This window comes from Pseudomonas sp. A125, from assembly GCF_055409485.1.
In genome coordinates, this window is the sequence record NZ_JBUZVP010000009.1 from 114209 (window position 1) to 137403 (window position 23195).

Consider the following 23195-nt stretch of genomic DNA (forward strand, 5'->3'; position numbering starts at 1 on the left):
TGCATCTGTCTGTTGTTATCGGGGAAATATTGGCGATATGAACTGGGTGAACAGCGCCGCCAATCTTCCTGACCACCTGCTCAGGAATCCGAGGATCATCCGTGCATCACGTAACGGTTTGGTTACAGGTTTTGGCGATTGCGATGAAGGTTAAATGAATGGGCAAAAGACTGCGCAGCGCGAAGGCGCCGTGATTTTGCAGGGGCGAAGGTGTTAGTAATGACAGCGCTACGCCAGAAGGCACAGCGCCAGGTATCTAGCGCAACACAATCATCCGACCGAGCAGCGAATGTTGTTCGAACCCCAAAACTGCCTGCAGCGCGTTGAGGACTGCTTGGGGGTCCTTGCTCGAAAAACTGCCGCTGACACGTCGAGCGCCGAGGTCGTCGTTGAGCAGCAGAATGCGACCGGGGTAGTAGCGACCGAGGTCGTGCACCACATCGGCCAGGGGCGTCTTGTAGTAGTTGAGCCAGCCGTCGCGCCAGGCCAGCCGGGATTCGCTGTCGACCGCGTGCAGCTCATCGGCAATACCGTCGGTGTAGGCCACTTGCTGGCCGGCCGTGAGAATCTGTTGCTGGCCATGCTTGGACGGCGTGACCCCAACCCGGCCGGACAATACCGTCACCTGCGCACCTGCCGGTCGCAGGCGTACTTCGAACTGCGTGCCCAGCACCCGCGCCTCACCGCTGCCGGCCTCGACCACGAAGGACTGGCCCGTGTGGGTCACGCTGAAAAATCCGGCGCCACGGCGCAGCTGGATATGGCGCTCACCGTGACTGAAGTCCACCGCAATGGCGCTGTCGGCGTCCAGGGTCACCTGGCTTTGATCCGCCAGCGTGACGGTCTTCACCTCGCCCGGAGCGGTAACGTAATCAGCGCCAAAATCATCGACCCAGCGCGACGGCTGCCAGCCGGCCCCCACTGAGATCATCAGCAGCAGGCAGGCGGCCATGGCCAACGCGCCGGACCAGCGCCGCACACCAGAGCGCTTCGAGGTGTTCATCGCGTTCAAGTAGCCCTGCAACGCCAGGGCGTCCTCATCCGCCAGCGTTCGCGCCGGCACTTCACTCAGTTCCCACAGCACCTGGGCCTGGGCGTAGGCCTCGACATGTGCCGGGTCGGCTCGCAGCCAATGGCTGAAGATGGCTTGGTCGCCACTGCTGGGCTGGTCGTGCAACACACTCAGCCAGGCCAGTGCGGCCTGTTCCTGGTCGGGCGTCGGGGTGACGCTGGCAGCAGAATTCACGGTGCTTTCCTTGGCGATGGTTCACGAAGGCTGGCCTTGCAGGCTTCGAGGGCACGCATCATATGTTTTTCCACGGCACTTTGGGACAGGCCCATGGCCTTGGCGATTTCTGCATACTTGCGGCCATGGATACGGTTGAGCAGGAAGATCTGCCGGGTACGTTCCGGCAAGCTGCGCAGGGCCGCTTCGACATGGCGCAGATCGTTGCCCACCTCCAGCGCGGCCTGGGGCTCGGAGCCCTGGTTGTCTTGTTGCTCTGGCAGCCAGCCTTCGCTGCTGCGCACCCGAGCGCCTTCGCTGCGCAGGTGGTCGATGGCGATATTGCCGGCGCAGCGCAGCAGGTAGGTGCTGAGTTCCTCCACCTGCACCAAGGGCCGGCGCCAGAAACGCAGGAACAAATCCTGCACCAGGTCCGCCGCCGTCGCACGGCAACCCACACGGCGACTCACCAATGCTTCCATCTGTGAGCGTTGGGACAGGAACACTTGTAGAAAATGCGCCCGTCCACCTGCCGCGTCGGCGTGCTGCTCTTGGGATTCGGGAGGCGTGATGATCATCAACGGTGGACTCAAAGGGTCGCGAAGGCCGCAACCGGACTGGCCAGCAGGCCGACGCCTGCCAGGATCAAGGCCAGCCTTGGCCGATACGGCAACAGCAACACCAGCAGTAATCCGCTGAACATCAGTACCGCGCACCACTCCACCAACCCCTGGCCCCAACCGGTCGCGAGCACCGCGGGCCAGATCGAGACGATCAGCAACAGCCAACCGCCCACACGTAAACCCAGGCGCCGACGGGGTGAAGGTTTACTGCGCAGCAGTTCGCCATGGTGCCTGTCCATGGACAGGCACAACGCAGTAAACCCTGCGTAACACAGCAGCAGCGCGAGAAGCATTTAGTTCACCTCGCCCTTGAGGGCCAGCGGCCGGGCGCGTTCGGCCTTGGGCTGGGTAACGCGGCGGTGCTGCATTTTCCAGGCAGCCCAGGCGAGGAACCCGCCGCTGCACAGGCAAGTCAGGTCGAAGCCGGCCATGGCCCAATCGCCGCGGGCCAGGGACACACCCAAGTGCTGCGAAGTGGTCAACGCATTGAGTACCGGCACGCCGATAAACAGCAACGCGCCCACGCTCAGTTGCTCGACCCAACCGCGTCGGCCCTGGCGTACGATGGCGTGTAAAACGCTCAAGCCCCAGGTGATGAAGAAAGCGTTCACTTCCCAGTCCGAACGCCCGGCAACGCTTGCCGGCAACACCCGGTTGGCCCAGAAGAATACGGCGCTGGCGATCATCAAGCCGGACATGCTGGCGATGTTCAACACTTCCACCAGTCGCAGTTCAAACGGCATTCCACCAGTTTTGGCGTGTTTGAGTTGGCGTTTGCCCAGCCACATCACCAGCCCGGTACCGATCATCGCGGTGCCCGCGAGGCCGCAGATGAAATACAGCCAGCGCAACACCGGCCCGGCGAAGTGCCCCATGTGCAAACCGTAGAAGCTGCCGCCAATGGCCGCCGGCAGTGATTGCTCGCCGCTGACGCGCAGCAGTTCGCCGGTGGTGCCGTTGAAGGAGACGGTGCTGCCAACGTCATGCACCACGCGATCCGAGCCGGCGCGGAACACATTGACCGAGGCGTTCACATCACCTGGGTTATTCACCACCAGCCGTCCGACATGCCCACCGGCCCATTGCTCGCGCGCCTGCTCATACATGGGCCCCAGCGGCAACAACTGCCCCGGCTGGCCAAGGGCCGGCGCATTGTCGGTGGCCGGGAACACATCATTGAAGAATGCACGGGTGTCGTTGCCATAAGAGGCGAGGATGCTCGCCGGCATCACCATGCTCATGAAAATCACCAGGCTGCTGTAGGTGATCATCAGGTGGAATGGCAACACCAGCACGGCCACGGCGTTATGCCCGTCTAGCCAGGAACGCTGGCCCTTGCGCGGGCGGAAGGTGAAGAAGTCCTTGAAGATCTTCTTGTGGGTGATGATCCCGGTGATCAACGCCACAAACATCACCATTGCCGCAATCGTCGACAGCCAGCGGCCCCACGGATACGGCATTTGCAGCTGGAAGTGGAAACGATAAAAGAACTCACCGCCCATGCTTTCCCGCGCGTGGACCTCGCTGCCGGTGACCGGGTCGAGGAGTTTTTCGACGAAGTTGCCGCGCTTGCCAGGGTCGACCTTGTCTTGCCACATCACCGACAGGCCGGGTTCACGCGGGCTGGGCACGTTGATAAACCAGCGCGCTGCGTTGGGCGCCTGTTGCTGCAAATACGTTTGGGCGGCGGCCAGGCTACGCGCATCATCGAGAGGGTAAGACTGAACTTCAGGCTGCATCCAGTGGGTAATTTCGTCCTTGAAATACGCCAAGGTGCCCGTCAGGAAAATCGCAAACAGCAGCCAGCCAAAGATCAACCCGGCCCAGGTGTGCAACCAGGCCATGGCCTGCCGAAAACCCTCTTTCATGTGCGCGCCATCCAGTACGCCAAACCGGCGAACGTGGCCAGGACTGCGCTGGGCAGCAACACGCCAAACCAGGCGCGCCAGGCTGTACGGCAGGCAAAACACCAGATCACCGCCAACAGATAAAACACAAACGAACTCAGCATGCCGCTGATCACCGCATCGGCGCGGCTGATAGGCAGCCACAGCGTCATGCACACGCTGGCCAGGGATGCCAGCAGGTAACCGCCGACCACAGCCGCCAGCACTCGCGAGGTCACGGCAACACGGTAAGCAACGGGAAGTGAGGTTTTGCGTTTCATGCACAGGGCGCCAGGTTCGTCAGCGCGCAATATTAATGATAAATATTCTCATAAGCAAAAGAGAACGTCTCCATGGCAATTGCCGAACCTGCTTGCGCGCCCTACAATGCGAACAATTCTTGTTCTCTAAAGCATGCGCATGCTGCCGGAGTGTTCGCGTTGCAGCCGTCCAACACCGTCGAAGTCCTGTACCACGACCATCACTACTGGCTTACCGGCTGGTTGCGACGCAAGCTCGGCTGCCCGGAAAGCGCCGCGGACCTGGCCCAGGACACCTTCATCCGCGTACTCACCGCACGGGAAACCCCGACGCTGATCGAACCGCGCGCCTTCCTCACCACCATCGCCAAGCGCGTGTTGTTCAACCACTACCGCCGCCAGGACCTGGAACGCGCCTACCTCGACGCCCTGGCGCAAATGCCTGAGCACGTGGCGCCGTCGGAAGAAGAGCGGGCGATCATCCTGCAAACCCTGATGGAGCTGGACCAATTGCTGGATGGCCTGGCGCCCCTGGTTAAACGCGCGTTCCTGCTGTCCCAACTCGACGGCCTGACCTACGCGCAAATCGGCGCAGAACTGGGCATCTCCATCGCCACGGTCAAGCGCCACCTGAATAAAGCGGCGATGCGCTGCTACTTCGCCCTATGAGTTTCTCAACGCAGGTTGCCGAACAAGCGGTGCACTGGCTGATGGAAATGCAGCAGGGCCCGCTCAACCCGCGCAAACAGGCGGCCTGGCAACAATGGCTGGACGCCCACAGCGAACATCAGCGGGCGTGGGAACAAATCCAGCGAGTGAACCAGCGGTTGCGCGGCATGCCATCGCCGCTGGCCCACGCGGCGTTGAATGCCCCGAAATCCAACAGTCGCCGCCAGGCCTTGAAGCTGCTGCTGATACTCGGCGCCGGTTCGGCTGCGGCCTGGGGTTTGCGCCAGCAACATGTTTTGCCACCGCTGACCGCCGACTATCGCAGCCCCATTGGCCAGCGGCGCAAGGTCCAGTTGGCCGATGGCAGCCAATTGCAGCTCAACACCGGCAGTGCGGTGGATGTGCATTTTAATGGCCAACAACGGTTGATCCGCCTGCTCGAAGGCGAAATCCTGCTGACCGCCAAACCCGGCAACGCCCCGCTGCACATCGTCACCGCGCAAGGCTTGCTCAGTGCCCAGGCGGCACGGCTGAACGTGCGCCAATTCAACGATCACACGCAACTGGCGGTGTTTGACGGGCACGTCGACATAAAGCCCAACACGTACGACGGCTTGCCGCTGACCGTCGAGAACGCCCGCCAAATCAACTTCACCCGCAAAGGCTGGGACACTGCCCGCCCCACCGACGCCGGCAGCGGTGCCTGGGCCGACGGCATGCTGGTGGCAGCCCACATGCGCCTGGAAGATTTCCTCGCCGAACTGAGCCGTTATCGCCGTGGCCAACTCAACTGTGACCCGCAGGTGGCCAACCTGCTGATCTCCGGCAGCTACCCGCTGGACGACAGCGAGCGAATCCTGGACCTGCTGCAAGTCAGCCTGCCGGTCAAGGTTCGGCGGTTTACCCGTTACTGGGTGACGGTTGAAGCCCGCGCCTGAATTATTTTCAAACCCCGTGAGCCGTTTTCCACCCCTCGCGTGACAGAGAAGGAAAGCCACCTTGATCCTTCCTTCTCAGGACCGCACTTCATGCCCCAGCAACCGACTCGCCTGACGCCCCTCGCCCGCACCCTGCGCCACTTGTTGCTGGGGGCCAGCCTCAGTTTCGGCGCCGTGCCCTATGTGATGGCGGCTGATGCCAAGCCCTACCGCATTGCCCCCACGTCGCTGGAAGCGGCGTTGAACCAATTTGGCCGTGAGGCCGGTGTGCTGATTTCGTTTGGCTCGGACGTGACCGCCGGCGTGCAAAGCCATGGCCTGTCGGGCAACTACACCGCTGAAGAAGGCTTGAATGCCTTGCTCAAAGGCACCGGCCTGCAAGCCCGTGCCGAGGGCAACAATGCCTTTAGCCTGCAACGGGCGAACGTTGCTCCGGCATCCCTTGAGCTGGGCACCTCCAATGTGGTCGGCGACTGGCTGGGCGATGCCGCACAAACCAACGTGTTCGAACACCCGGGCGCACGGGACGTGATCCGCCGCGAAGAGTTCGAACGCCAGGGCGCCACCCAGGCCCGCGATGTGCTCAACCGCATTCCCGGGGTCAACGCCCCCGAAAACAACGGCACCGGCAGCCACGACATGGCGCTGAACTTCGGCATTCGCGGGCTTAATCCACGCCTGGCCTCGCGCTCCACGGTGTTGATGGACGGCATCCCGGTGCCTTTCGCGCCGTATGGTCAGCCGCAGCTGTCGTTTGCGCCCATCAGCATGGGCAACATGGACGCGGTGGACGTAGTACGTGGCGGCGGCGCGGTGCGTTATGGCCCGCAGAACGTTGGCGGCATCGTCAACTTCGTCACCCGTGCGATTCCCGACGCGCCCACGGTGAAAGGTGGCCTGCAAGCCGAAACCAGCCCGTCCTCCAGCCACGATGGCTTCAAGACCACCGGCAACCTGCTCGCCGGCGGCACCGCGGACAACGGCCTGGGCGGTGCGATCCTGTATTCCGGCACCCGTGGCGGTGACTGGCGCGAAAACAGCGACACGCGCATCGACGACCTGATCCTCAAGGGCAAATACCAACTGGACGACGCCAACAGTTTTAACGCCATGGCGCAGTACTACGAAGGCAAGGCCGATATGCCCGGCGGCTTGAGCAGCGCGGCCTACAAGGCCGACCCGTACCAGTCCACCCGCCCCTACGACCAGTTCTGGGGCCGGCGCACGATGTTCAACGCCGGCTACCGCTACCAGGAAGATCGCCGGGAATTCACCGTCAACAGCTTCTTCACCACCACCCTGCGCAGCGGCTACCTCGATCAGGGCAGCTTCCTTTCCCTGTCGCCACGCGAGTATTGGGTGCGCGGCCTGGAAACCCGCTTCGCCCAAGGCTTCGACCTCGGCCCCACCAGCCACGAAGTCGGCGTGGGCTATCGCTACATCAACGAAGCCGGCCACGAAATGCGCTACCGCACGCCGATTGCCGCCAACCAGCAACTGCCGACCACCGACAGCCGCAACGACCGTGATACCCGGGGCAGCACCGAGGCCAATGCATTCTTCGTCGATGATCGGATTGATATCGGCAAATGGACCATCACCCCGGGCGTGCGCTACGAAATGATCGAGTCCCAGCAAACCAACAACCTCAGCAACGTCAAATACAAGGGTGACTACAACACCGCCCTGCCGGCGCTGAACGTGCTCTACCACCTGACTGACGACTGGAACCTGTACGCCAACACCGAAGGCTCGTTCGGCAGCGTGCAGTACAGCCAGATGCCCAACCGCGTGACCAGCGGCGAAGTGAAACCGGAAAAAGCCCGCACCTGGGAACTCGGCACCCGTTACGACAACGGAACCCTGCGGGCCGAGATCGGCGCGTTCCTGATCAACTTCGACAACCAGTACGACAGCAACCAGACCAACGACACGGTGATTGCCCGTGGCGAAACGCGGCACCAGGGTATCGAGTCGAGCATCAACTATGCCCTCGACGGCTTGAGCCCGGCGCTCGCAGGTTTTGATGTGTACGCGACCTACGCCTACGTCGACGCCACCATCCGCGAGGACGGCCCGAACAAAGGCAACCGCGTGCCCTTCTCCTCCAAGCACAAGGGCACCCTGGGCGTGGGTTACACCGAAGGCCGCTGGAAGTTGAATGTGGACAGCAGCTACCAGAGCAGCCAGTTCGCCGACAACGCCAACACCCAGGCCGAAAGTGCCGACGGCAGCACCGGACGCATCCCCGGCTACATGCTGTTCAGCAGCCGCGCGGCGTATGACTTTGGCCCGCAGCTGTCGGATTTGAACGTGGCGGTGGGGGTGAAAAACATCTTCAACAAGCAGTACTACACCCGCTCGTTTGACGATAACAACAAGGGCAAATACGTCGGCGAACCGCGCACGTTGTATGTGCAGACGTCTATCGCGTTCTGATCAACTGCCCGCCAGGCACGAAGGCGTGCCGGCCACCAGCGCGTCAATGGCACACCGGGTCTTGGCCGGCATGTGCGTCGCCGTGGGCCAGATGACATGGATCGGCATCGGCTGCTGGCGGTGGCCCGGCAGTACCGCCTGCAATTGCCCGCGCAGTACGTAGTGGGCGATCAGCCAACTGGGCAACCAGGCCAGGCCGACCCCGGCAATGGCGGCGTCGGCCACGGCTTGCAGGTCATCGAGTATCAAGGGTGAGGCCACCCGCGCCCGCTGCGGGGCATTGCTGCGGTAGGCAATGCCGCGATGGCCGGCAAGGTCGGCGATGGATTCGATTCGACGGGTGCGCTGCAAGTACGCGGGTGAAGCCGCCAGGGCGATGGCTTGTTCGCCCAGGCGGCGTGCACTCAGGCGGTCGGTGTCGGGCAATGCGCCGATGCGTACCGCCAGGTCGAAGCCTTCCTGGGCCAGGTCGATCAGCCGGTCGGAGAACGAAATCTCCACCTCCAATTGCGCAAATTGGTCCATCAGCCCCCACAGCGCAGGCGCCGCATAGTGATGGCCGAACGCCAAGGGCAAGCTCGCTCTCAACCGTCCACGTGGCTGCTGGCGCCCGCTTTCCAACACGGATTCGGCGGCTTCCAACTCCGCCAGCGCACGCAGGCAATGCTCGTAATAGGCCTGCCCGTCTTCGGTCAAACGCTGGCGCCGAGTGGAGCGCTGCAACAAAGACGTTCCCAGACGTGCCTCCAGGCGCGCCAAACCTTTGCCCACCGCCGAGCGCGTGAGATTCAGCCGGTCGGCGGCTTCGGTCAGATTGCCGCTCTCGACGATCTGTAGAAACAGTTCAACACCATCAAAACGCGGAGTAGCCATCGTCGTTTGTCGCCTTTTATTCCCGTAGCGAAGGAAGAAGTATCGCTAATAAAGAATCCTGTTCCCGTGAAAATGACACCTTCCCCCATCGAAAGGAAGAGGTCATGTCATCCGACGCCGTTGCATCCGCCTTAAGCCCGCCGCGTACCGCCAGAGATGGCCTGGCGCTCACCGCCGTGTGCCTGGTGGCGCTGATGTTCGGGCTGGAGATTTCCAGCGTGCCGGTCATCCTGCCCACCCTTGAACAGAAACTGGGCACCGGCTTCCAGGATGCCCAATGGATCATGAATGCCTACACCCTGGCCTGCACCAGCGTGCTGATGGCGGCGGGCACCTTGGCCGATCGCTTTGGCCGGCGACGCATGCTGGTGCTGTGCCTGTGGGTATTCGGGCTGGCTTCATTGGCCTGCGGGTTGGCCAGCGACGCGTCCACGCTAATCACCGCGCGTTTTGTCCAGGGCGTGGGGGCCGGGGCGATGATGATCTGCCAGTTCGCGATCCTTTCGCACCAGTTCCGCGAGCCGGCAGCACGGGCGCGGGCGTTTGCAGTGTGGGGCGTGATCGCCGGCGTGGGCCTGGGCTTCGGGCCGATGGTGGGCGCGTTGATCCTGGCGGTCGCCGATTGGCGCTGGGTGTTCCTGGTACATGCCCCTCTGACCTTGCTCACCCTGGTATTGCTGCGCATCAGCGTGCAGGAATCCCGCGACCCGGCGGCCCATCACCTCGACATCGCCGGCATGATCACCCTGACCCTCGCGGTATTTGCCCTGGTCTACTTCATCACCCAGGGCACCGAGAGCGGCTTTGCGACACGTGCCATGCTCGGTTGGGCCGGATTGTCGGTGGCGGGCCTGCTGCTGTTCGTACTTATTGAGCGGCGCAGCCCGCACCCGATGTTCGATTTCTCGGTGTTTCGCATCCCGCGCTTCAACGGTGCGTTGATGGGTTCGATCGGCATGAACTTCAGCTTCTGGCCCTTCATGATCTACTTGCCGTTGTATTTCCAGGCTGGTCTTGGCTACGACACGATGCTTACCGGGCTCGCCCTGCTGGCCTATACCTTGCCCACGCTGGTGGTACCGCCGCTGGCTGAACGCCTGGCCCTGCGCTATGGCGCCGAACGTATCATCCCGTTGGGCCTGGGCCTGATGGGCACGGGGTTTATCGTCATGGCGGCGACCAACCATAGCACCCAGCCCAGCGTGGTATTGATCCTGATCGCCTGTGGGATTGCCGGCAGCGGATTGGCGCTGACCAACTCGCCCACCACCAACACCACCACCGGCGCGGTCTCGCCTGACCGGGCGGGAATGGCCTCGGGCATCGACTTCAGCGCACGGCTGATCACCCTGGCACTCAACATCGCGTTGATGGGGTTGGTACTGCTACTCGGGATCGCTCACTCCCTGGCGGGCGCATTGCCCGACACGGCACAGTTGGCCACCCTCAGCCAGGCCATCGCCACCGGCAAGCTGGAGGTGTTGCCGCAGGGCCAGATGATTGCCCAGGCCGCGCTGCGCAACGGCGCCGGTTGGGCCATGCTGTATGCGGGTGTGGGTGCGTGCGCACTGGCTGTATTGAGCGCCTGTTTCTTCAAACGCAGCCCGCACTGAGGCTTTAAACGAAAACGGGCCTGCAAGTGCAGGCCCGTTTTCAGTGGGGTTAAAACTCTCAGCTATCAGCTGTTAAGCGCGGCCTGTTCGTTTTCCAGGAATTCCGCTTCAAGACCGTCTTCATCGATTTTGCGGTCAGGGGTGTTTTTACCTGCCGCCCGGGGCTTGCCTTGCAGCTTGCCGAACAGATGATCCAACGCATGCTCCAGCTTGGTGGCCGCCCCGTCTATCGCTTGCTCCAGGGTGTCGGCTTTATGAATGACCGAAAGCGGTTGATGGCCCTTTGGCCGTGCTTCCAGTCGGCAACTCAGATCGTGGGGACCGGGCTTGTCACCGTTCTCGTCCCGCAGGTAAACCTCGACGCGGGTCAGGTCTTCTTCATAACGTTCGAGCGTGCTCTCAATGGTGGTACGTACCCACTCCTCCAGTCGGATGCTGCTTTCAATATGGTTATCGCTATTGACTTGGATTTGCATAGTTTTCCCTTATTTCAGCTAGCTCGCGGAAGGCCATTCCTGCTTCACCGGATGGGTGAAAACCATGACCTCCTGATTACACAATTGAGCAGACAGAAGAACATTTCAAGCCCTTTGCAAAGATAAATCCCACATTACAAATTAAGTCTGACAACGAGCAAAAGCGCTGTTAGGGTGGGGAGTTAGTTACATCTTCTTACGACCACTTTCCCTACAATTGCCCCTCTCCCAACGGGTGCAATCCGCGAAAAATCCCCGCTTCCTCCACCAGCCAGTCATGCACCGCCCGCACGCCCGGATGGCTCAGCGCGCCCGGCGCATACAGCAGCACATACCGTTTGTGATTAGGCACCGCCAGGCCGAACGGCACGATCAACGTGCCACGCTCCAGTTCGTCATTGAGCAAGGTGCGACGGGCAATCGCCACGCCCATGCCGGCAATCGCCGCTTCGATGGTCAGGTGGTTACGGTTGAAGGTATGCCCGCGCCGCACGTCGGCAGCGTCGTAGCCGATGGCATTCAGGTAAAACTCCCACTCTGCGTACTCATAACTCCCACGCCAGGCGGTAATGTCGTGCAACAGCGGGAAATGCACCAAGTCAGCGGGGCCATGCAGCGGCGGTCTCCCGCGCAACAGGCTCGGTGCGCACACCGGGAAGATCTGTTCGTCCAACAGGGCTGTGGATAACAATCCGGGGTAGCTGCCGTCGTTCAGGTCGATGGCCAGGTCGAAGTCGCCCTCGTGCAGGGCGATGCTGCTGTCTTCGGCCACCATGCGCAGTTGAATATCCGGGAAGCGCTGTTGCAAACGCGGCAGGCGCGGGGTCAGCCATTTGCCGAGAAACGACGGAATCGAGCGCAGGCGCAACGTACCGCTGATCATCCCCGCATCCAGCCGCTGCAACTCGGCATCGATGCTGCCATAGGCCTCGCCCACGGTGATCGCCAGCCGCTGGCCCTCTGCACTCAGCTCAACCCCGCGTGCGCGCCGATGGAACAGCCGGAAGCCCAAACGCTCTTCCAACTGGCGAATTTGCTGGCTGACCGCGCCCGGGGTGATGTGCAGTTCTTCGGCGCAACGGGTGAACGACAAATGCCGCGCGGCGCAGGAAAAAACGTGCAACCAGACGTAAGTCTGGCCATGAAGCGGGCGAGCCATAGGGTTTAGTCCTGCTAAAGGGTGTCTTAGGATAATTCGTTGGTCAGTGCCGATCCAGAGGCTCAGTATCGCGCCAATTGCGCTTGTCCTACAAAAGATGGCAGCGATTCCTACTCCATTGCTTGTAAGGGTTTAGCATGGCTATCAGTGTTTTCGATCTATTCAAGGTGGGCATTGGCCCTTCCAGCTCCCATACCGTCGGCCCCATGCGGGCGGCGGCGACCTTCGTCCAGGCGCTGACCGACCAACAATTGCTCGACGAAACCCGTCGGGTAGAAGTGCGTTTGTACGGATCGCTGTCCGCTACCGGCGTCGGTCACGCCACCGACCGTGCGTGCGTGATGGGCTTGATGGGCGAATGGCCCGACAGCATCGACCCCAACAGCATCGGCCCACGCATCCAACAGCTGCGCGAGTCCGGCCAATTGCTGCTCGGCGGCCGCACCTCGATTGCCTTCAACTGGCAACACGACCTTCTGTTGCTGGACGAAAGCCTGCCCTACCACCCCAACGCCATGTCCCTGCATGCGTATGGCGAAAACGGCCTGTTGAGCGAGCAAACGTACTACTCGGTGGGCGGTGGTTTCATCATCGAAGCGGCGGAAGCCGAATCTGGCATCGCGCCCACCAGCGACGTGCAATTGCCTTACGACTTTTCCAGCGCCGTCGAGCTGCTGGCCTTGTGCAACAAGCACGGCCTGCGGGTTTCCGAATTGATGATGGCCAACGAACGGGCCTGGCGCAGCGATGCCGAGATTCGCAGCGGCCTGCTGCATATCTGGTCGGTAATGCGCGAATGCGTCGAACAAGGCCTGCGCCACGAAGGCATCTTGCCTGGCGGCCTGGATGTGCCACGGCGCGCGGCGAAATTGCACCGCAGCCTGCTGGAAATCGGCAAACCCAATGTCATCACCTCGACCTTGTCGGCCATGGAATGGGTCAATCTGTTCGCCCTTGCCGTCAACGAAGAAAACGCCGCCGGTGGCCGGATGGTCACCGCACCGACCAATGGCGCGGCGGGGATCATCCCGGCCGTACTGCACTACTACATGAAGTTCAATCCGGACGCGTCCGACGATGACGTGGTGAATTTCTTCCTGGCCGCTGCCGCCGTCGGCATCCTCTGCAAGAAAAACGCCTCGATCTCCGGCGCCGAAGTCGGCTGCCAGGGCGAAGTCGGCTCGGCCTGCGCCATGGCCGCAGCCGGCCTGGCCGACATACTCGGCGCGTCCCCGGAACAACTGGAAAACGCCGCAGAAATCGGCCTGGAACATAACCTCGGCCTGACCTGCGACCCGGTCGGCGGCCTGGTCCAGGTGCCCTGCATCGAGCGCAACGCCATCGCTGCGGTCAAGGCGATCAACGCCACGCAGATGGCCCTGCGCGGGGACGGCAAGCACTTCATCTCCCTGGACCGGGTGATCCGCACCATGCGCGACACCGGCGCCGACATGCACGACAAATACAAAGAAACTTCACGGGGCGGCCTGGCCGTTAGCTGGGTGGAATGCTGAGGAGCATTCCCTGACCGCCCCAACGTGAGCCCGCGCAAAAATAATAACGAGGCAATAACGATGACCGATGTACGTACACCTGCTGCCGAAAATCCCGCTGTAGACCTGACCACGACCACCGCAACAACCGGCTGGAACAAACACGACACCACCTGGATGCTCGGCCTCTACGGCACCGCCATTGGTGCCGGCACCTTGTTCCTGCCGATCAACGCCGGCGTCGGCGGCTTCTGGCCGTTGATCGTGCTGGCACTGCTGGCCTTCCCGATGACCTTCTTCGCCCATCGTGGGCTGACACGCTTTGTGTTGTCGGGCAAATCCGGCGACATCACCGATGTCGTGGAAGAACACTTCGGCATCGGCGCGGGCAAGCTGATCACCCTGCTGTATTTCTTCGCGATCTTCCCGATTTTGCTGGTGTACAGCGTGGCGCTGACCAACACCCTGACCAGCTTTATGGAACACCAACTGCACATAGCCCCGCCGCCCCGGGCAATTTTGTCGCTGGTGCTGATCCTCGGCCTGATGGCCATCGTGCGTTGCGGCCAGGGCGTGATCGTCAAGGCCATGAGCGTGCTGGTGTACCCGTTTGTCGCCGCCCTGCTGCTGTTGGCGGTGAGCCTGATCCCCAACTGGAACGGCGCCTTCTTCGCCTCCGCCAGCGAAGGCATGCCCCTGCCGGCGTTTTTCAAGACTTTGTGGCTGGCGATCCCGGTGATGGTGTTTTCCTTCAACCACTCGCCGATCATCTCCGCTTTCGCGGTCGATCAGAAACGCGTGTACGGCCCGCAGGCCGAGCGCAAAAGCAGCGGCATCCTGGCCATGGCCCACAGCATGATGGTGCTGACGGTGATGTTCTTCTGCTTCAGTTGCGTGCTGGCCCTGTCGCCGGCTGACCTGGCTGCCGCCAAGGCCCAGAACATCTCGATCCTGTCGTACCTGGCCAACCACTTCCAAACCCCGGTGATCGCCTACGCCGCGCCGTTGATCGCGCTGGTGGCAATCACCAAATCCTTCCTGGGCCACTACATCGGCGCCAGCGAAGGCTTCCAGGGCCTGATCGTCAAATCCCTGCGCGGGCGCAACCGCAGCATGTCGGCCAAGTGGCTGGAGCGCTGCACCGCGCTGTTCATGGTGCTGACCTGCTGGGCCGTGGCCACCTTCAACCCGAGCATCCTGGGCATGATCGAAACCCTGGGCGGGCCGATCATCGCTTGCCTGTTGTTCCTGATGCCGATGTACGCCATCCGCCGAGTGCCAGCTTTGCGCCAGTACTCAGGCCAGGCGTCCAACGTGTTTGTGGTGTTGATCGGCTTGATTGCGCTGTCTGCGATCGTTTTTTCGGTCATGCCCTGAAACAGGACACACCCACCACGACTTGAGTGAACGCCGCACCCTGTGGGAGCCGGGCTTGCCCGCGATGGCGGTGGATCAGTGGGTATAAATGCCGGCTGATCCTCCGCAATCGCAGGCAAGCCAGCTCCCACAGTTAATTCAAGGCATTGCTGAACGCTTGTACGGCACGCCCCTTGCTGTACAGCACTTGAGGAAAACGGACCTTGTGAAAACCTCAGCGAGAGAATGGCCGGTGGTCAGGAAACGCGAACTAATCCCGACACCGGTCGTCAATGACTGCATGTTCTTATCAGGCGGTAACGCACCATGGACAATCCTTTTCAGATCATCACCGACACCTTCGCCCCGAAATACCGGATCAATTTAAGCATCCAGAGGCTGGACGGCAGCATCATGCTGACCCTGTCCGACGAAGACGGCGTCGTGGCCAAACGCATGATCAGCGCCGAACAACGCAACGACCCGCAGCGCCTGAAACGGCTGGTGCAGAGTGTGCAGTTCGGGATTGCAATTGAGCAGGGCCACAGCGCGATTGAGATATTGGCGGTGATGACCGACGGGGACAGCCATCAGGTACTGCAGCGGCCGCCGGTCAGCAGGCCGCCGCTCAACGCAGGGTTTTAGAGCTCGCCCTTCTCTGTTTCCAGGTTCGCTTCGTCTTTACGTGGCGGGCCTTGGACCTTCACCGACGGAAACGCCGACGACGCATACCGCACCACCAGAATCGCAAACGCCAACAGCAGAATCCCACCGCACAGGTAGATGATGCCGATATCGGGCGGGTTGTGGTGGGACACGTTGGAGATCAGCAGGCGGGTCAGCGCGGTGATCGCCACGTAGATCAGAAAGCGCACCGGCATGTGGTTGGTCTTGAAGTAAATCCCGACCATCGCCCCCAGTTCCAGGTAGATGAACAGCAGCAAGATGTCATCGATCTTGATGTGCCCCGTTTCCAGCATCCCCAAAAACTCCATCACCGCCGCATAGGCAGTCACCGCACCGATGGCGAACAGCGCCAGGTAGTGGAACGTCTCAACGAACAGATTTCCCAAGGACTCGGCCAGTTGGTGCACGGTCTTGCGCAGGTTTTCAGCCCAGTTGATTTTCACGATGATGCTTCCTTAGGTCGGCTCGACCGGATAATGCGGGTTGGACGTGACGGTTTCTCTGCATGCAGAAAAAAGGCCAGGGAACAGGGAGTGAGATGGTGGCGGGGTGATATGAGGCACTTCAATCGGGTTTATGAGCTAAACGCTTAACATCTACCAGCGCCTTTATCTCAGACATGACCTGATCATGGGGGATACCTGATCTCGCGTCTTCAAGGGCGACCTGTACATTAGTGCGGAACCACCGGTCATAGGAAACAGCAGAACTTTCGCTTTCAGGCAATTCCGGAACGTCATGAAAACTCATTGTGGCTCCTTATGCAGTCGTTCCCACCAGCGCAGGAACGACTTAGCAGTCCAACATCAGGTCGGGGCGACTTGATCCAACGCTTGATCGACCAATAACCCACTCATTTCGAGCAGTTGATGGATCGCCAGAAGCAAACTTCGCTGTGGTCCTTCAAGCTCAAAAGCCAGGCTGCTGGCCATTTCACGGGCACTGTTCAAGGTTTCGCTGGCGTTGGCGAGTAACGTTTCGGTGTCAGTATTTGGGGTCACAGCGAAAAGCGCGGTAGGCGGCTTTATAGGCGATTCAGAAAAACAGGCAGTCATTTTTACCATGGTGCAATTCCTTGGATTTACAAGATGTTTGCTCCTTAAATTCGAGCCGCCAAACTCGTGTACCGCATAAGCGAAGCCCGGAGAAGGTAAGCCACTGAATGACGCTCCTGCAACCCCACCAACCTGTGAGAAGTTTCCGATAGGGCAAACCAGCATTTGCCAGCTACATTGAAAAGCCACTACCCAAAGCCCATGGATTGGCTTATGCTTTTAGCTGTATATAAATACAGTAGTCGCAAAAACGCTTGGCGACACTCGAACCAAGGGCAACTCCCTTCAATACTGCACCGATGACGAGGCCGAAAAATGGCTGTTGAAACCCTGTATCGCAGTACCCGTGACCTGGAGACTACATTCGTGGATCGCAAACTTGCCGACGCACACGACCAGATGCTTGAACTGGCAGAGTCCCTGATGGAAGTGCTGTTGAAAAACGTCGAAGGCTTGAGCGAGAAGCAGGCAGAAGATGCCGGTATTTTCATGGCCAAGAACCGCGCGGCGTTTGCGGCGGCGTTCAAGAACAATGCGAGTGCATTGGCAGAAATTGGGCAGCCAGAGGCTGAGTGATGCGTTGCCAGTAGTGGCGAAAGGGCTTGCTGTGGCCGAGGGAGCTTGCTGTGGCGAGGGAGCTTGCTCCCGCTGGAGTGCGCAGCGCTCCCAAGCTTTTGGGTCTGCTGCGCAGCCCAGCGGGAGCAAGCTCCCTCGCCACAGGGTTATGCCGTGTGCTTTACGCCTGCCATAACGTCTTGCCAAAGAACGTCAGCGTGCGGTCCCACGCCAGTTGCGACCAGGCGGCATCGTATTGCGTGTCTGCAATCCGGCCATCACCAATCGCCGTCTCGTTGGCAAACGCATGCCGCGCCAGGTAGCGATGAAAGGTCGCATCCACACCGGCTGCGTGCAGTTTTGACTCCAGTTCAGCCACGGTGTCGATGTTGAAGAAGGCATCCTGCGTGCCCCAATGCCCAATCAGCGGCGCCTTGATCTTCGACGCATCCAGGTATTCCAACGGCGGGAAGCCGTACCACACCACGCCCGCGGCCAATTCCGGAATCGCGTTCAACGCCAACAACGTCAACGCCCCGCCCATGCAATAACCGGTCACACCGACTTTTTTCGAATCCGCCTTCAAGTACTGCACGGCGCCCTTGATGTCCTGGGAAACCGCATCACCAAAATCCAGCCCATCCATCAGGTGATGAGCTTCTTCCTCTTCCACCGTGGAGGCGCCGCGATAAAGGTCCGGCACCAGTACCCGGTAGCCGCATTCGGCGAGGCGATTGGCCACGCCCTTGATCTGATCATTGACGCCCCACCACTCCTGAATCACCACAATCGCCGGCGCGCCTTCAAGTACTGCCGGGCTGGCCAGGTAGCCGTTGACGTCTGCGCCATCCGGGCGCTTGAAGGTGATCATGCGCCCGGTGGAGCGCCCTGCTGTTTGTTTGGACATGCAAACCTCGGTCTGATGGGGTTGAAAAAGTAAGCGTGTAACAGAGATATCTGTATTTGCCCGCGACCGCCACTGCGGGTGTATCAGAGTGTGTATGGATGCCCCTCAGATACACACGTACCGGCAATCGCGGCGGCGCGACACACCACAGATACACACCGGCGCTTAAGTGTTGAAGCCTGTTCAACATTCAATCATCCAGGGCCCGGAAAATAAAATGAATAACCTCCCTTCTGTCGACCGTCTCAGCGTCACCTCCTACACCAACGGCCTGCTCGGCCCCAGCCAGACAATGCTCGGGCCACTGGCCGACGGTGGCACCTTGATCACCGGCACCCCGCCCGGCTGCTGGGGGCCGATGATCACACCGGCTTTCGAAGGCGGTCATGAAGTCACCCAGCCGGTATTTATCGCCGGCGCCGAAATCGGCGACGCGGTAGCGCTGAAGATCAAGCGCATGCGCGTCACTTCCCTGGCCACGTCCTCGGGGGTCATGAGTTTTGTCGAAGGGCGTTACCACGGCGATCCGTTCGTCGCGAAGTTCTGCTCCAACTGTGGGCAAGAGCATCCCGCGAGCCACGTCGAAGGCATTGGCGAAGACGCTATCCGCTGCAACGCCTGCGGTGCCGAAGTCAGTGCGTTTCGCTTCAGCAATGGCTACGTAATCGTCCTGGATGCCGAGCATCAGGTGAGCCTCACGGTCAATCAGGCCGTGGCGGACCGCCTGGCCGGCAAAGCCTCGGACATGTCAGCGCTGCCGCAATTGTCTGCCCAGCATTCGATCCTGTCCCTGGCCCGCGCCGACATCCCCGGCCTGGCCGCGCATATGCGCCCTTTCCTGGGCAACATTGGCACCACGCCTTCACGGGACCTTCCAGACTCCCACAACTGCGGCGACTTCGGCCAATACCTGGTGGGCGCGCCCCATCGCTACGGCATGACCCATGAAGAACTGCACGCCGCGAAAACCGATGGCCACATGGACACCAATTCGGTGCGCGAAGGCTGCATCCTGATCTGCCCGGTGAAAGTCCCCGGCGCCGGGGTGTACATGGGCGATATGCATGCCCAGCAGGGCAACGGCGAAATTGCCGGGCATGCCACCGATGTGTCGGGGGAAACCGAATTGACGGTGCAGGTGATCAAGGGCCTGAGGCTGGACGGCCCGATCCTGCTGCAAAACCTCGACGACCTGCCGCCCATGGCACGCCCGATGACCGCGGAGCAACGCCTGCGGGTAAAGGCATTGGGTGAGCGGTGGGGCCAGGTAGAGATCGAGGAGAATGCGCCCATCACCTTTATCGGCAGTGGGACAAACCTTAACGTCGCGACGGACAACGGACTGGAACGCGCAGCCGCCGTGACCGGGCTGCCGATCGACGAAGTGCGCAACCGCGCGACCCTCAACGGCTCCATCGAAATCAGCCGCCTGCCGGGAACCGTGCGGGTCACGATCCTGTGCCCGATGCACATCCTTGATCGTATGGGCGTGGGCCAACTGGCTCGGGAGAAATATCAGCTTTGACCCGCTTCAGCGGTACAACAACCGCTCTGCCAGCTCATCCGCCACCCGCGCGGGTGAGCGTTTTTCGGCCTGGGCATGCGCGAAGATTTCGGTCAGGCGGGTACCAATGTTCGACAGGTGCGCGGTGATGGTTTCCAGCTCTGCACCGCCGTGCTTGAGGGCAACGTAGATCAGCCCGCCGGAATTGATCACGTAGTCCGGCGCGTAAAGAATCCCACGGCCTTCCAGTTGATCAGCCACGTGCAGGTTGGTCAGTTGCGCACTTGCGGAGCCGGCCACCGCCGCGCAGCGCAACTGCGCGACCGTGTAACGGTTGAACACCGCGCCCACGCCGCAGGGTGCAAGGATGTCGCACGGGGTACTGAGCAAGGCTTCGTTGGCAATCGGGTGCGCGCCCAACTGTTCCATGGCCAGTTGCACCTTGCCGTGGTCGATGTCGCTGACCAGCAATTCCGCGCCGGCGGCGTGCAGTTGCTCGGCCAGCGCATAACCGACGTTGCCCAGGCCCTGGATTGCCACGCGCAAGCCTTCCAGGTTATCGCTGCCCAAGCGGGCCATGGCCGTGGTGCGGATGCCGGCGAATACGCCCATGGCCGCGTGGGGCGACGGGTCGCCCGCCGCCGTGGTGCTGGTGACATAGCGCGTCTGCTGGGCGATGCAGTCCATGTCGGCTACCGAGGTGCCGCTGTCGATGGCGGTGATGTAGCGGCCATCGAGCTGCTCGATGCAACGGCCAAAGGCTTCAAACAGCGCGGCGCGGCTTTCCACATGGGCGGGGCGGATGATCACCGCATTGCCGCCACCCACCGGCAGGCCGGCCAGGGCGGCCTTGTAGCTCATGCCTTGGGCCAGGCGCGCGGCATCCTCCACGGCACTTTCATCGTCGGGGTAAGAGAGGTAGCGGCAGCCTCCAAGGGCGGGGCCCAAGCGGCTGTTATGGATGGCAATAACCGCCTTCAACCCGGTGGCCGGATCGACGCTCAGGTGCAGCGATTCAAGGCGGGTGCTGTGCATGAGCGCAAACATCGTCGAGCTCCCGAATCACTTCTGGTAGGCGCCAAGTATAGGACTGCCAGCGAAAGCCTGCCCAAGTACGCAGGAATAAGGCCACCGGTTTTAAAGGGTTTGCGACATAAACAGATAAGACGCGTCTTAAGGCACTGGACGAAAGGTCGCAGCAAGGCTAAAACGAGACATCCGCCGGAGAACCCAATGAAGCCCCGCGACGCCTTTTTTGCCTGCCTGGAACGCTCACCACCCGCGCTGTTTGAAGCCGCGCTGTGGATGGCGGCCGAGCACGACCCGGCGGTTGACCCCTTGGCCATCCTGCACGACTTCAAGGTGTTGCAGCAGTTGGTCAGCCTGAGCATGCCGATGCTGCCGCCGGATGAACTCGGGCAACCGCTGCTGCGGCGCATGAACGACCTGGGGTTTGCCCAGGATGACCATACCCCGCTGCGCCCCGCCGCCGCCTTGCTGGACAAGGTCTTGAAGCGCAAGCGTGGGCAGCCGCTGGCATTGGGGCTGATTGCACTGGAGTTGGCGCGACGCCTGGACATTCCGTTGGTCGGCGTCAACTTTCCGGGACACTTCCTGTTGCGGGTACCGGGTGCTGATCATCTGCTCGACCCCTGTGGCGGGCGACGGCTGTACCCCAACGACTGCCGCGACCTGCTGACTCGCCAGTACGGGCCCAACCTCAAATTGCAGGCCGACCACCTGCACACCGCCGAGCCGCGTTCGATCCTGCAACGGCTGTCACGCAATCTGCGCCAGTTGCACCTGTCCAATGACGACCACCTGGCCGCCCTGGTGGATGCCGAGCGCGTGCTGGAGCTGGGCAATGCCAGCGCTGCCGATTACCTGGCCCGGGCCAGTTTGTATCAGCGCCTGGATTGCCCGAATGCCGAGCGTTTTGATCTGGAACACGCGCTGATGCTCAGCGAGGATCCGATCCAGCGCCTGCGCCTGACCGAACGGCTGGGGCACTTGCCGCCGAACTCGGTGGTGCATTGACTGGCGAGCGCACCTGAATAATCAACAATGCCGCCATCACCGCCGGAATCGCACAGAAGAAGAAAATCTGCTGCACCGGAATATGCATCGCCAGCAGCAGGCTGCCGAACAGCGGCCCCAGTATCGAACCAAACCGTCCGACGCCCAGCGCCCAGCCGGTGCCGGTCGCCCGCACGTGCGCCGGGTAGAAATTACTGACGAACGCATTCAGCGTCAGCTGGCCGCCGATGATGCACAAGCCCGCCGCAAACACGCAGGCCACCAGGTATCGCGGGTTATCGTGGTTCAGGCCCAGCAGAATGGTGCACACCGCCGCCGCTGCCAGCACGCCGGACAACAAGCGCACTTTGTTTTTGAGCCGGTCGGCAAACCACGCCATGCCAATGGCACCCAAGGTCCCGGCGAACAGGAACATCGAGGTCACCAGATTGGCTTCGTTCAGGCCCAGGCCACTTTCCAGCAACAGCGAAGGCAGCCAGCTGATCATGAAATACAGCAGGATCAGGCTGACAAAAAACGTCGCCCACAGCAGCAACGTCGGGCGCGCATAACCCTGGCGAAACAGCTCCACCACCGTCAGTTTGCTGCCCTGCTCCTGTCGGTTTTCTTCCTCGCTCGCTGCCGGCGGCTGCCAGCCGGGCAACATCCGCCCGGTGACTTTTTGCAGGCGCACGTAAGGCGGCGCGTCACGCAGCAGGCGCGGTAAGGACTCAGGCAACATCCAGGCGAGAAACGGGAACAGCAACAACGGCGTCACGCCCCCGGCGAGGAACACCGCCTGCCAGCCGAAGCTGTCGATAACCCCGGCGGCCACGAAACCACCCGCCGCGCCACCGAAGGAAAAGCCACACGCCGCCAGCGTCACCATCAACGTTCGCAAGCGTGGCGGTGAATATTCCGACATCAAGGCCATGGCGCTGGGCATCGCGCCGCCCATGCCGATGCCGCAGATAAAACGCGCGGCCATCAGGGTATTCAGGGAATTGGCGAACACCATCAACACCGTGAGGCTGGCGTAGATCAGTACGCAGCACAGCAGGATGCGCCGCACACCGAAGCGGTCGGCCAGCGGTGTGACGGCCAGGGAGCCGAGGGTCAACCCCAGCAGATTGGCGCTGAATACCGGGCCGAACGCGGCCTTTTCCAGGCCCCAGTCCTTGGCCAGCGCGGGTACGACGTAGCCCAGGACCTGGGCGTCGTAACCGTCGGTGACCAGCAACAGTGCCAACAACAAGAGAATCAACCACTGATAGCGCGACACCGGGCGGGCGTCGAGTGCCGCACGAAAGCTGGCAATCTGATTTTGCATCGCAAGGGACCTGTATTGTTTTTATATTTTTTTTGGACACGCTGTAGATCACATGTGGGAGCTGGCTTGCCTGCGATAGCGGTGCATCAGTAACAGATACCTAACCTGACACATCGCGATCGCAGGCAAGC

General features: G+C 61.4%; 24 protein-coding genes. 10 read left to right on the forward strand and 14 right to left on the reverse strand.

The features are described from left to right. Positions 1–256 precede the first annotated feature (256 nt). From ACZRN6_RS14430 to ACZRN6_RS14450, 5 genes are read right to left on the reverse strand one after another with little or no spacing between them, the layout of a single operon-like run. The gene (locus ACZRN6_RS14430) at positions 257–1246 is read right to left on the reverse strand and encodes a FecR family protein (protein WP_464008250.1); all 990 of its coding nucleotides are present in this window, start codon (positions 1244–1246) and stop codon (positions 257–259) included. Next, complete coding sequence (locus tag ACZRN6_RS14435) at positions 1243–1803, reverse strand: RNA polymerase sigma factor (protein ID WP_464008251.1); 561 nt, start codon at positions 1801–1803, stop codon at positions 1243–1245. Before ACZRN6_RS14435 ends, ACZRN6_RS14430 begins: the two co-directional genes overlap by 4 nt. A gap of 11 nt (positions 1804–1814) precedes the next feature. Continuing rightward, positions 1815–2141 carry a DUF3325 domain-containing protein gene (locus tag ACZRN6_RS14440; protein WP_464008252.1) on the reverse strand — a complete coding sequence of 109 codons (327 nt, stop codon included), beginning with the start codon at positions 2139–2141 and terminating at the stop codon, positions 1815–1817. Next, entirely contained in the window at positions 2142–3716 is a 1575-nt protein-coding gene (locus ACZRN6_RS14445; protein ID WP_464008253.1) for a PepSY-associated TM helix domain-containing protein, read from the reverse strand. Further along, positions 3713–4015, reverse strand: a complete 303-nt coding sequence (locus ACZRN6_RS14450) for a DUF3649 domain-containing protein (protein WP_322143310.1) — start codon at positions 4013–4015, stop codon at positions 3713–3715. Before ACZRN6_RS14450 ends, ACZRN6_RS14445 begins: the two co-directional genes overlap by 4 nt. Before the next feature lie 159 nt (positions 4016–4174). Between ACZRN6_RS14450 and ACZRN6_RS14455 the strand changes: the two genes are divergently transcribed. From ACZRN6_RS14455 to fecA, 3 genes are all read left to right on the forward strand, one after another. After that, on the forward strand, positions 4175–4663 hold the full coding sequence (locus ACZRN6_RS14455) for a sigma-70 family RNA polymerase sigma factor (protein ID WP_322143309.1): 489 nt from the start codon (positions 4175–4177) through the stop codon (positions 4661–4663). After that, positions 4660–5601: a FecR domain-containing protein gene (locus tag ACZRN6_RS14460; protein ID WP_464008254.1), complete on the forward strand. Its 942-nt coding sequence runs from the start codon at positions 4660–4662 to the stop codon at positions 5599–5601. The genes ACZRN6_RS14455 and ACZRN6_RS14460 overlap by 4 nt, the downstream gene beginning before the upstream one ends. A gap of 90 nt (positions 5602–5691) precedes the next feature. Then, on the forward strand, positions 5692–8040 hold the full coding sequence (fecA, locus tag ACZRN6_RS14465) for a TonB-dependent Fe(3+) dicitrate receptor FecA (RefSeq protein WP_464008255.1): 2349 nt from the start codon (positions 5692–5694) through the stop codon (positions 8038–8040). On the opposite strand, the gene ACZRN6_RS14470 is transcribed toward fecA, so the two are convergent. Next, the gene (locus tag ACZRN6_RS14470; RefSeq protein WP_464008256.1) at positions 8041–8913 is read right to left on the reverse strand and encodes a LysR family transcriptional regulator; all 873 of its coding nucleotides are present in this window, start codon (positions 8911–8913) and stop codon (positions 8041–8043) included. A gap of 104 nt (positions 8914–9017) precedes the next feature. Here ACZRN6_RS14470 and ACZRN6_RS14475 point away from each other — a divergent pair, with 104 nt between their 5' ends. Then, complete coding sequence (locus tag ACZRN6_RS14475; protein WP_464008257.1) at positions 9018–10526, forward strand: MFS transporter; 1509 nt, start codon at positions 9018–9020, stop codon at positions 10524–10526. 65 nt (positions 10527–10591) lie between these two features. Here ACZRN6_RS14475 and ACZRN6_RS14480 read toward each other — a convergent pair whose 3' ends face one another. Both ACZRN6_RS14480 and ACZRN6_RS14485 read right to left on the reverse strand, forming a co-directional pair. Then, entirely contained in the window at positions 10592–11002 is a 411-nt protein-coding gene (locus tag ACZRN6_RS14480) for an HPF/RaiA family ribosome-associated protein (protein WP_322143304.1), read from the reverse strand. Positions 11003–11213: 211 nt separating this feature from the next. After that, on the reverse strand, positions 11214–12161 hold the full coding sequence (locus ACZRN6_RS14485) for a LysR substrate-binding domain-containing protein (RefSeq protein WP_010176953.1): 948 nt from the start codon (positions 12159–12161) through the stop codon (positions 11214–11216). Positions 12162–12298: 137 nt separating this feature from the next. Between ACZRN6_RS14485 and ACZRN6_RS14490 the strand changes: the two genes are divergently transcribed. From ACZRN6_RS14490 to ACZRN6_RS14500, 3 genes are all read left to right on the forward strand, one after another. Next, positions 12299–13675, forward strand: coding sequence for an L-serine ammonia-lyase (locus tag ACZRN6_RS14490; RefSeq protein WP_464008258.1), 1377 nt, complete (start codon positions 12299–12301; stop codon positions 13673–13675). Between the two features lie 60 nt (positions 13676–13735). Then, on the forward strand, positions 13736–15031 hold the full coding sequence (locus ACZRN6_RS14495; RefSeq protein WP_464008259.1) for a serine/threonine transporter: 1296 nt from the start codon (positions 13736–13738) through the stop codon (positions 15029–15031). 306 nt (positions 15032–15337) lie between these two features. Further along, entirely contained in the window at positions 15338–15655 is a 318-nt protein-coding gene (locus ACZRN6_RS14500) for a DUF3509 domain-containing protein (protein ID WP_322143300.1), read from the forward strand. Here the strand turns inward: ACZRN6_RS14500 and ACZRN6_RS14505 are convergent. The 3 genes from ACZRN6_RS14505 to ACZRN6_RS14515 form a co-directional block, all read right to left on the reverse strand. Continuing rightward, positions 15652–16140, reverse strand: a complete 489-nt coding sequence (locus tag ACZRN6_RS14505; protein ID WP_322143299.1) for a phosphate-starvation-inducible protein PsiE — start codon at positions 16138–16140, stop codon at positions 15652–15654. The two genes, ACZRN6_RS14500 and ACZRN6_RS14505, sit on opposite strands and share 4 nt — an antisense overlap. 121 nt (positions 16141–16261) lie before the next feature. After that, positions 16262–16447 carry a type II toxin-antitoxin system RelB family antitoxin gene (gene relB, locus ACZRN6_RS14510; protein WP_322143298.1) on the reverse strand — a complete coding sequence of 62 codons (186 nt, stop codon included), beginning with the start codon at positions 16445–16447 and terminating at the stop codon, positions 16262–16264. Positions 16448–16503: 56 nt separating this feature from the next. Beyond that, positions 16504–16761: a DUF6124 family protein gene (locus ACZRN6_RS14515; RefSeq protein WP_008438570.1), complete on the reverse strand. Its 258-nt coding sequence runs from the start codon at positions 16759–16761 to the stop codon at positions 16504–16506. A gap of 306 nt (positions 16762–17067) precedes the next feature. Here ACZRN6_RS14515 and ACZRN6_RS14520 point away from each other — a divergent pair, with 306 nt between their 5' ends. Continuing rightward, complete coding sequence (locus ACZRN6_RS14520) at positions 17068–17328, forward strand: YebG family protein (protein ID WP_010176960.1); 261 nt, start codon at positions 17068–17070, stop codon at positions 17326–17328. A 160-nt stretch (positions 17329–17488) separates the two neighbouring features. Here ACZRN6_RS14520 and ACZRN6_RS14525 read toward each other — a convergent pair whose 3' ends face one another. Then, on the reverse strand, positions 17489–18214 hold the full coding sequence (locus ACZRN6_RS14525; protein ID WP_464008260.1) for a dienelactone hydrolase family protein: 726 nt from the start codon (positions 18212–18214) through the stop codon (positions 17489–17491). 217 nt (positions 18215–18431) lie between these two features. Here ACZRN6_RS14525 and ACZRN6_RS14530 point away from each other — a divergent pair, with 217 nt between their 5' ends. Continuing rightward, on the forward strand, positions 18432–19739 hold the full coding sequence (locus ACZRN6_RS14530) for an acetamidase/formamidase family protein (protein WP_464008261.1): 1308 nt from the start codon (positions 18432–18434) through the stop codon (positions 19737–19739). 6 nt (positions 19740–19745) lie between these two features. Here the strand turns inward: ACZRN6_RS14530 and ACZRN6_RS14535 are convergent, their stop codons facing one another. Then, on the reverse strand, positions 19746–20765 hold the full coding sequence (locus ACZRN6_RS14535; protein WP_177083354.1) for a Leu/Phe/Val dehydrogenase: 1020 nt from the start codon (positions 20763–20765) through the stop codon (positions 19746–19748). A gap of 186 nt (positions 20766–20951) precedes the next feature. Between ACZRN6_RS14535 and ACZRN6_RS14540 the strand changes: the two genes are divergently transcribed. Then, the gene (locus ACZRN6_RS14540) at positions 20952–21755 is read left to right on the forward strand and encodes a SirB1 family protein (protein ID WP_464008262.1); all 804 of its coding nucleotides are present in this window, start codon (positions 20952–20954) and stop codon (positions 21753–21755) included. Here ACZRN6_RS14540 and ACZRN6_RS14545 read toward each other — a convergent pair. Further along, positions 21679–23064: an MFS transporter gene (locus tag ACZRN6_RS14545; RefSeq protein WP_464008263.1), complete on the reverse strand. Its 1386-nt coding sequence runs from the start codon at positions 23062–23064 to the stop codon at positions 21679–21681. The genes ACZRN6_RS14540 and ACZRN6_RS14545 overlap by 77 nt on opposite strands. Positions 23065–23195: the final 131 nt, after the last annotated feature.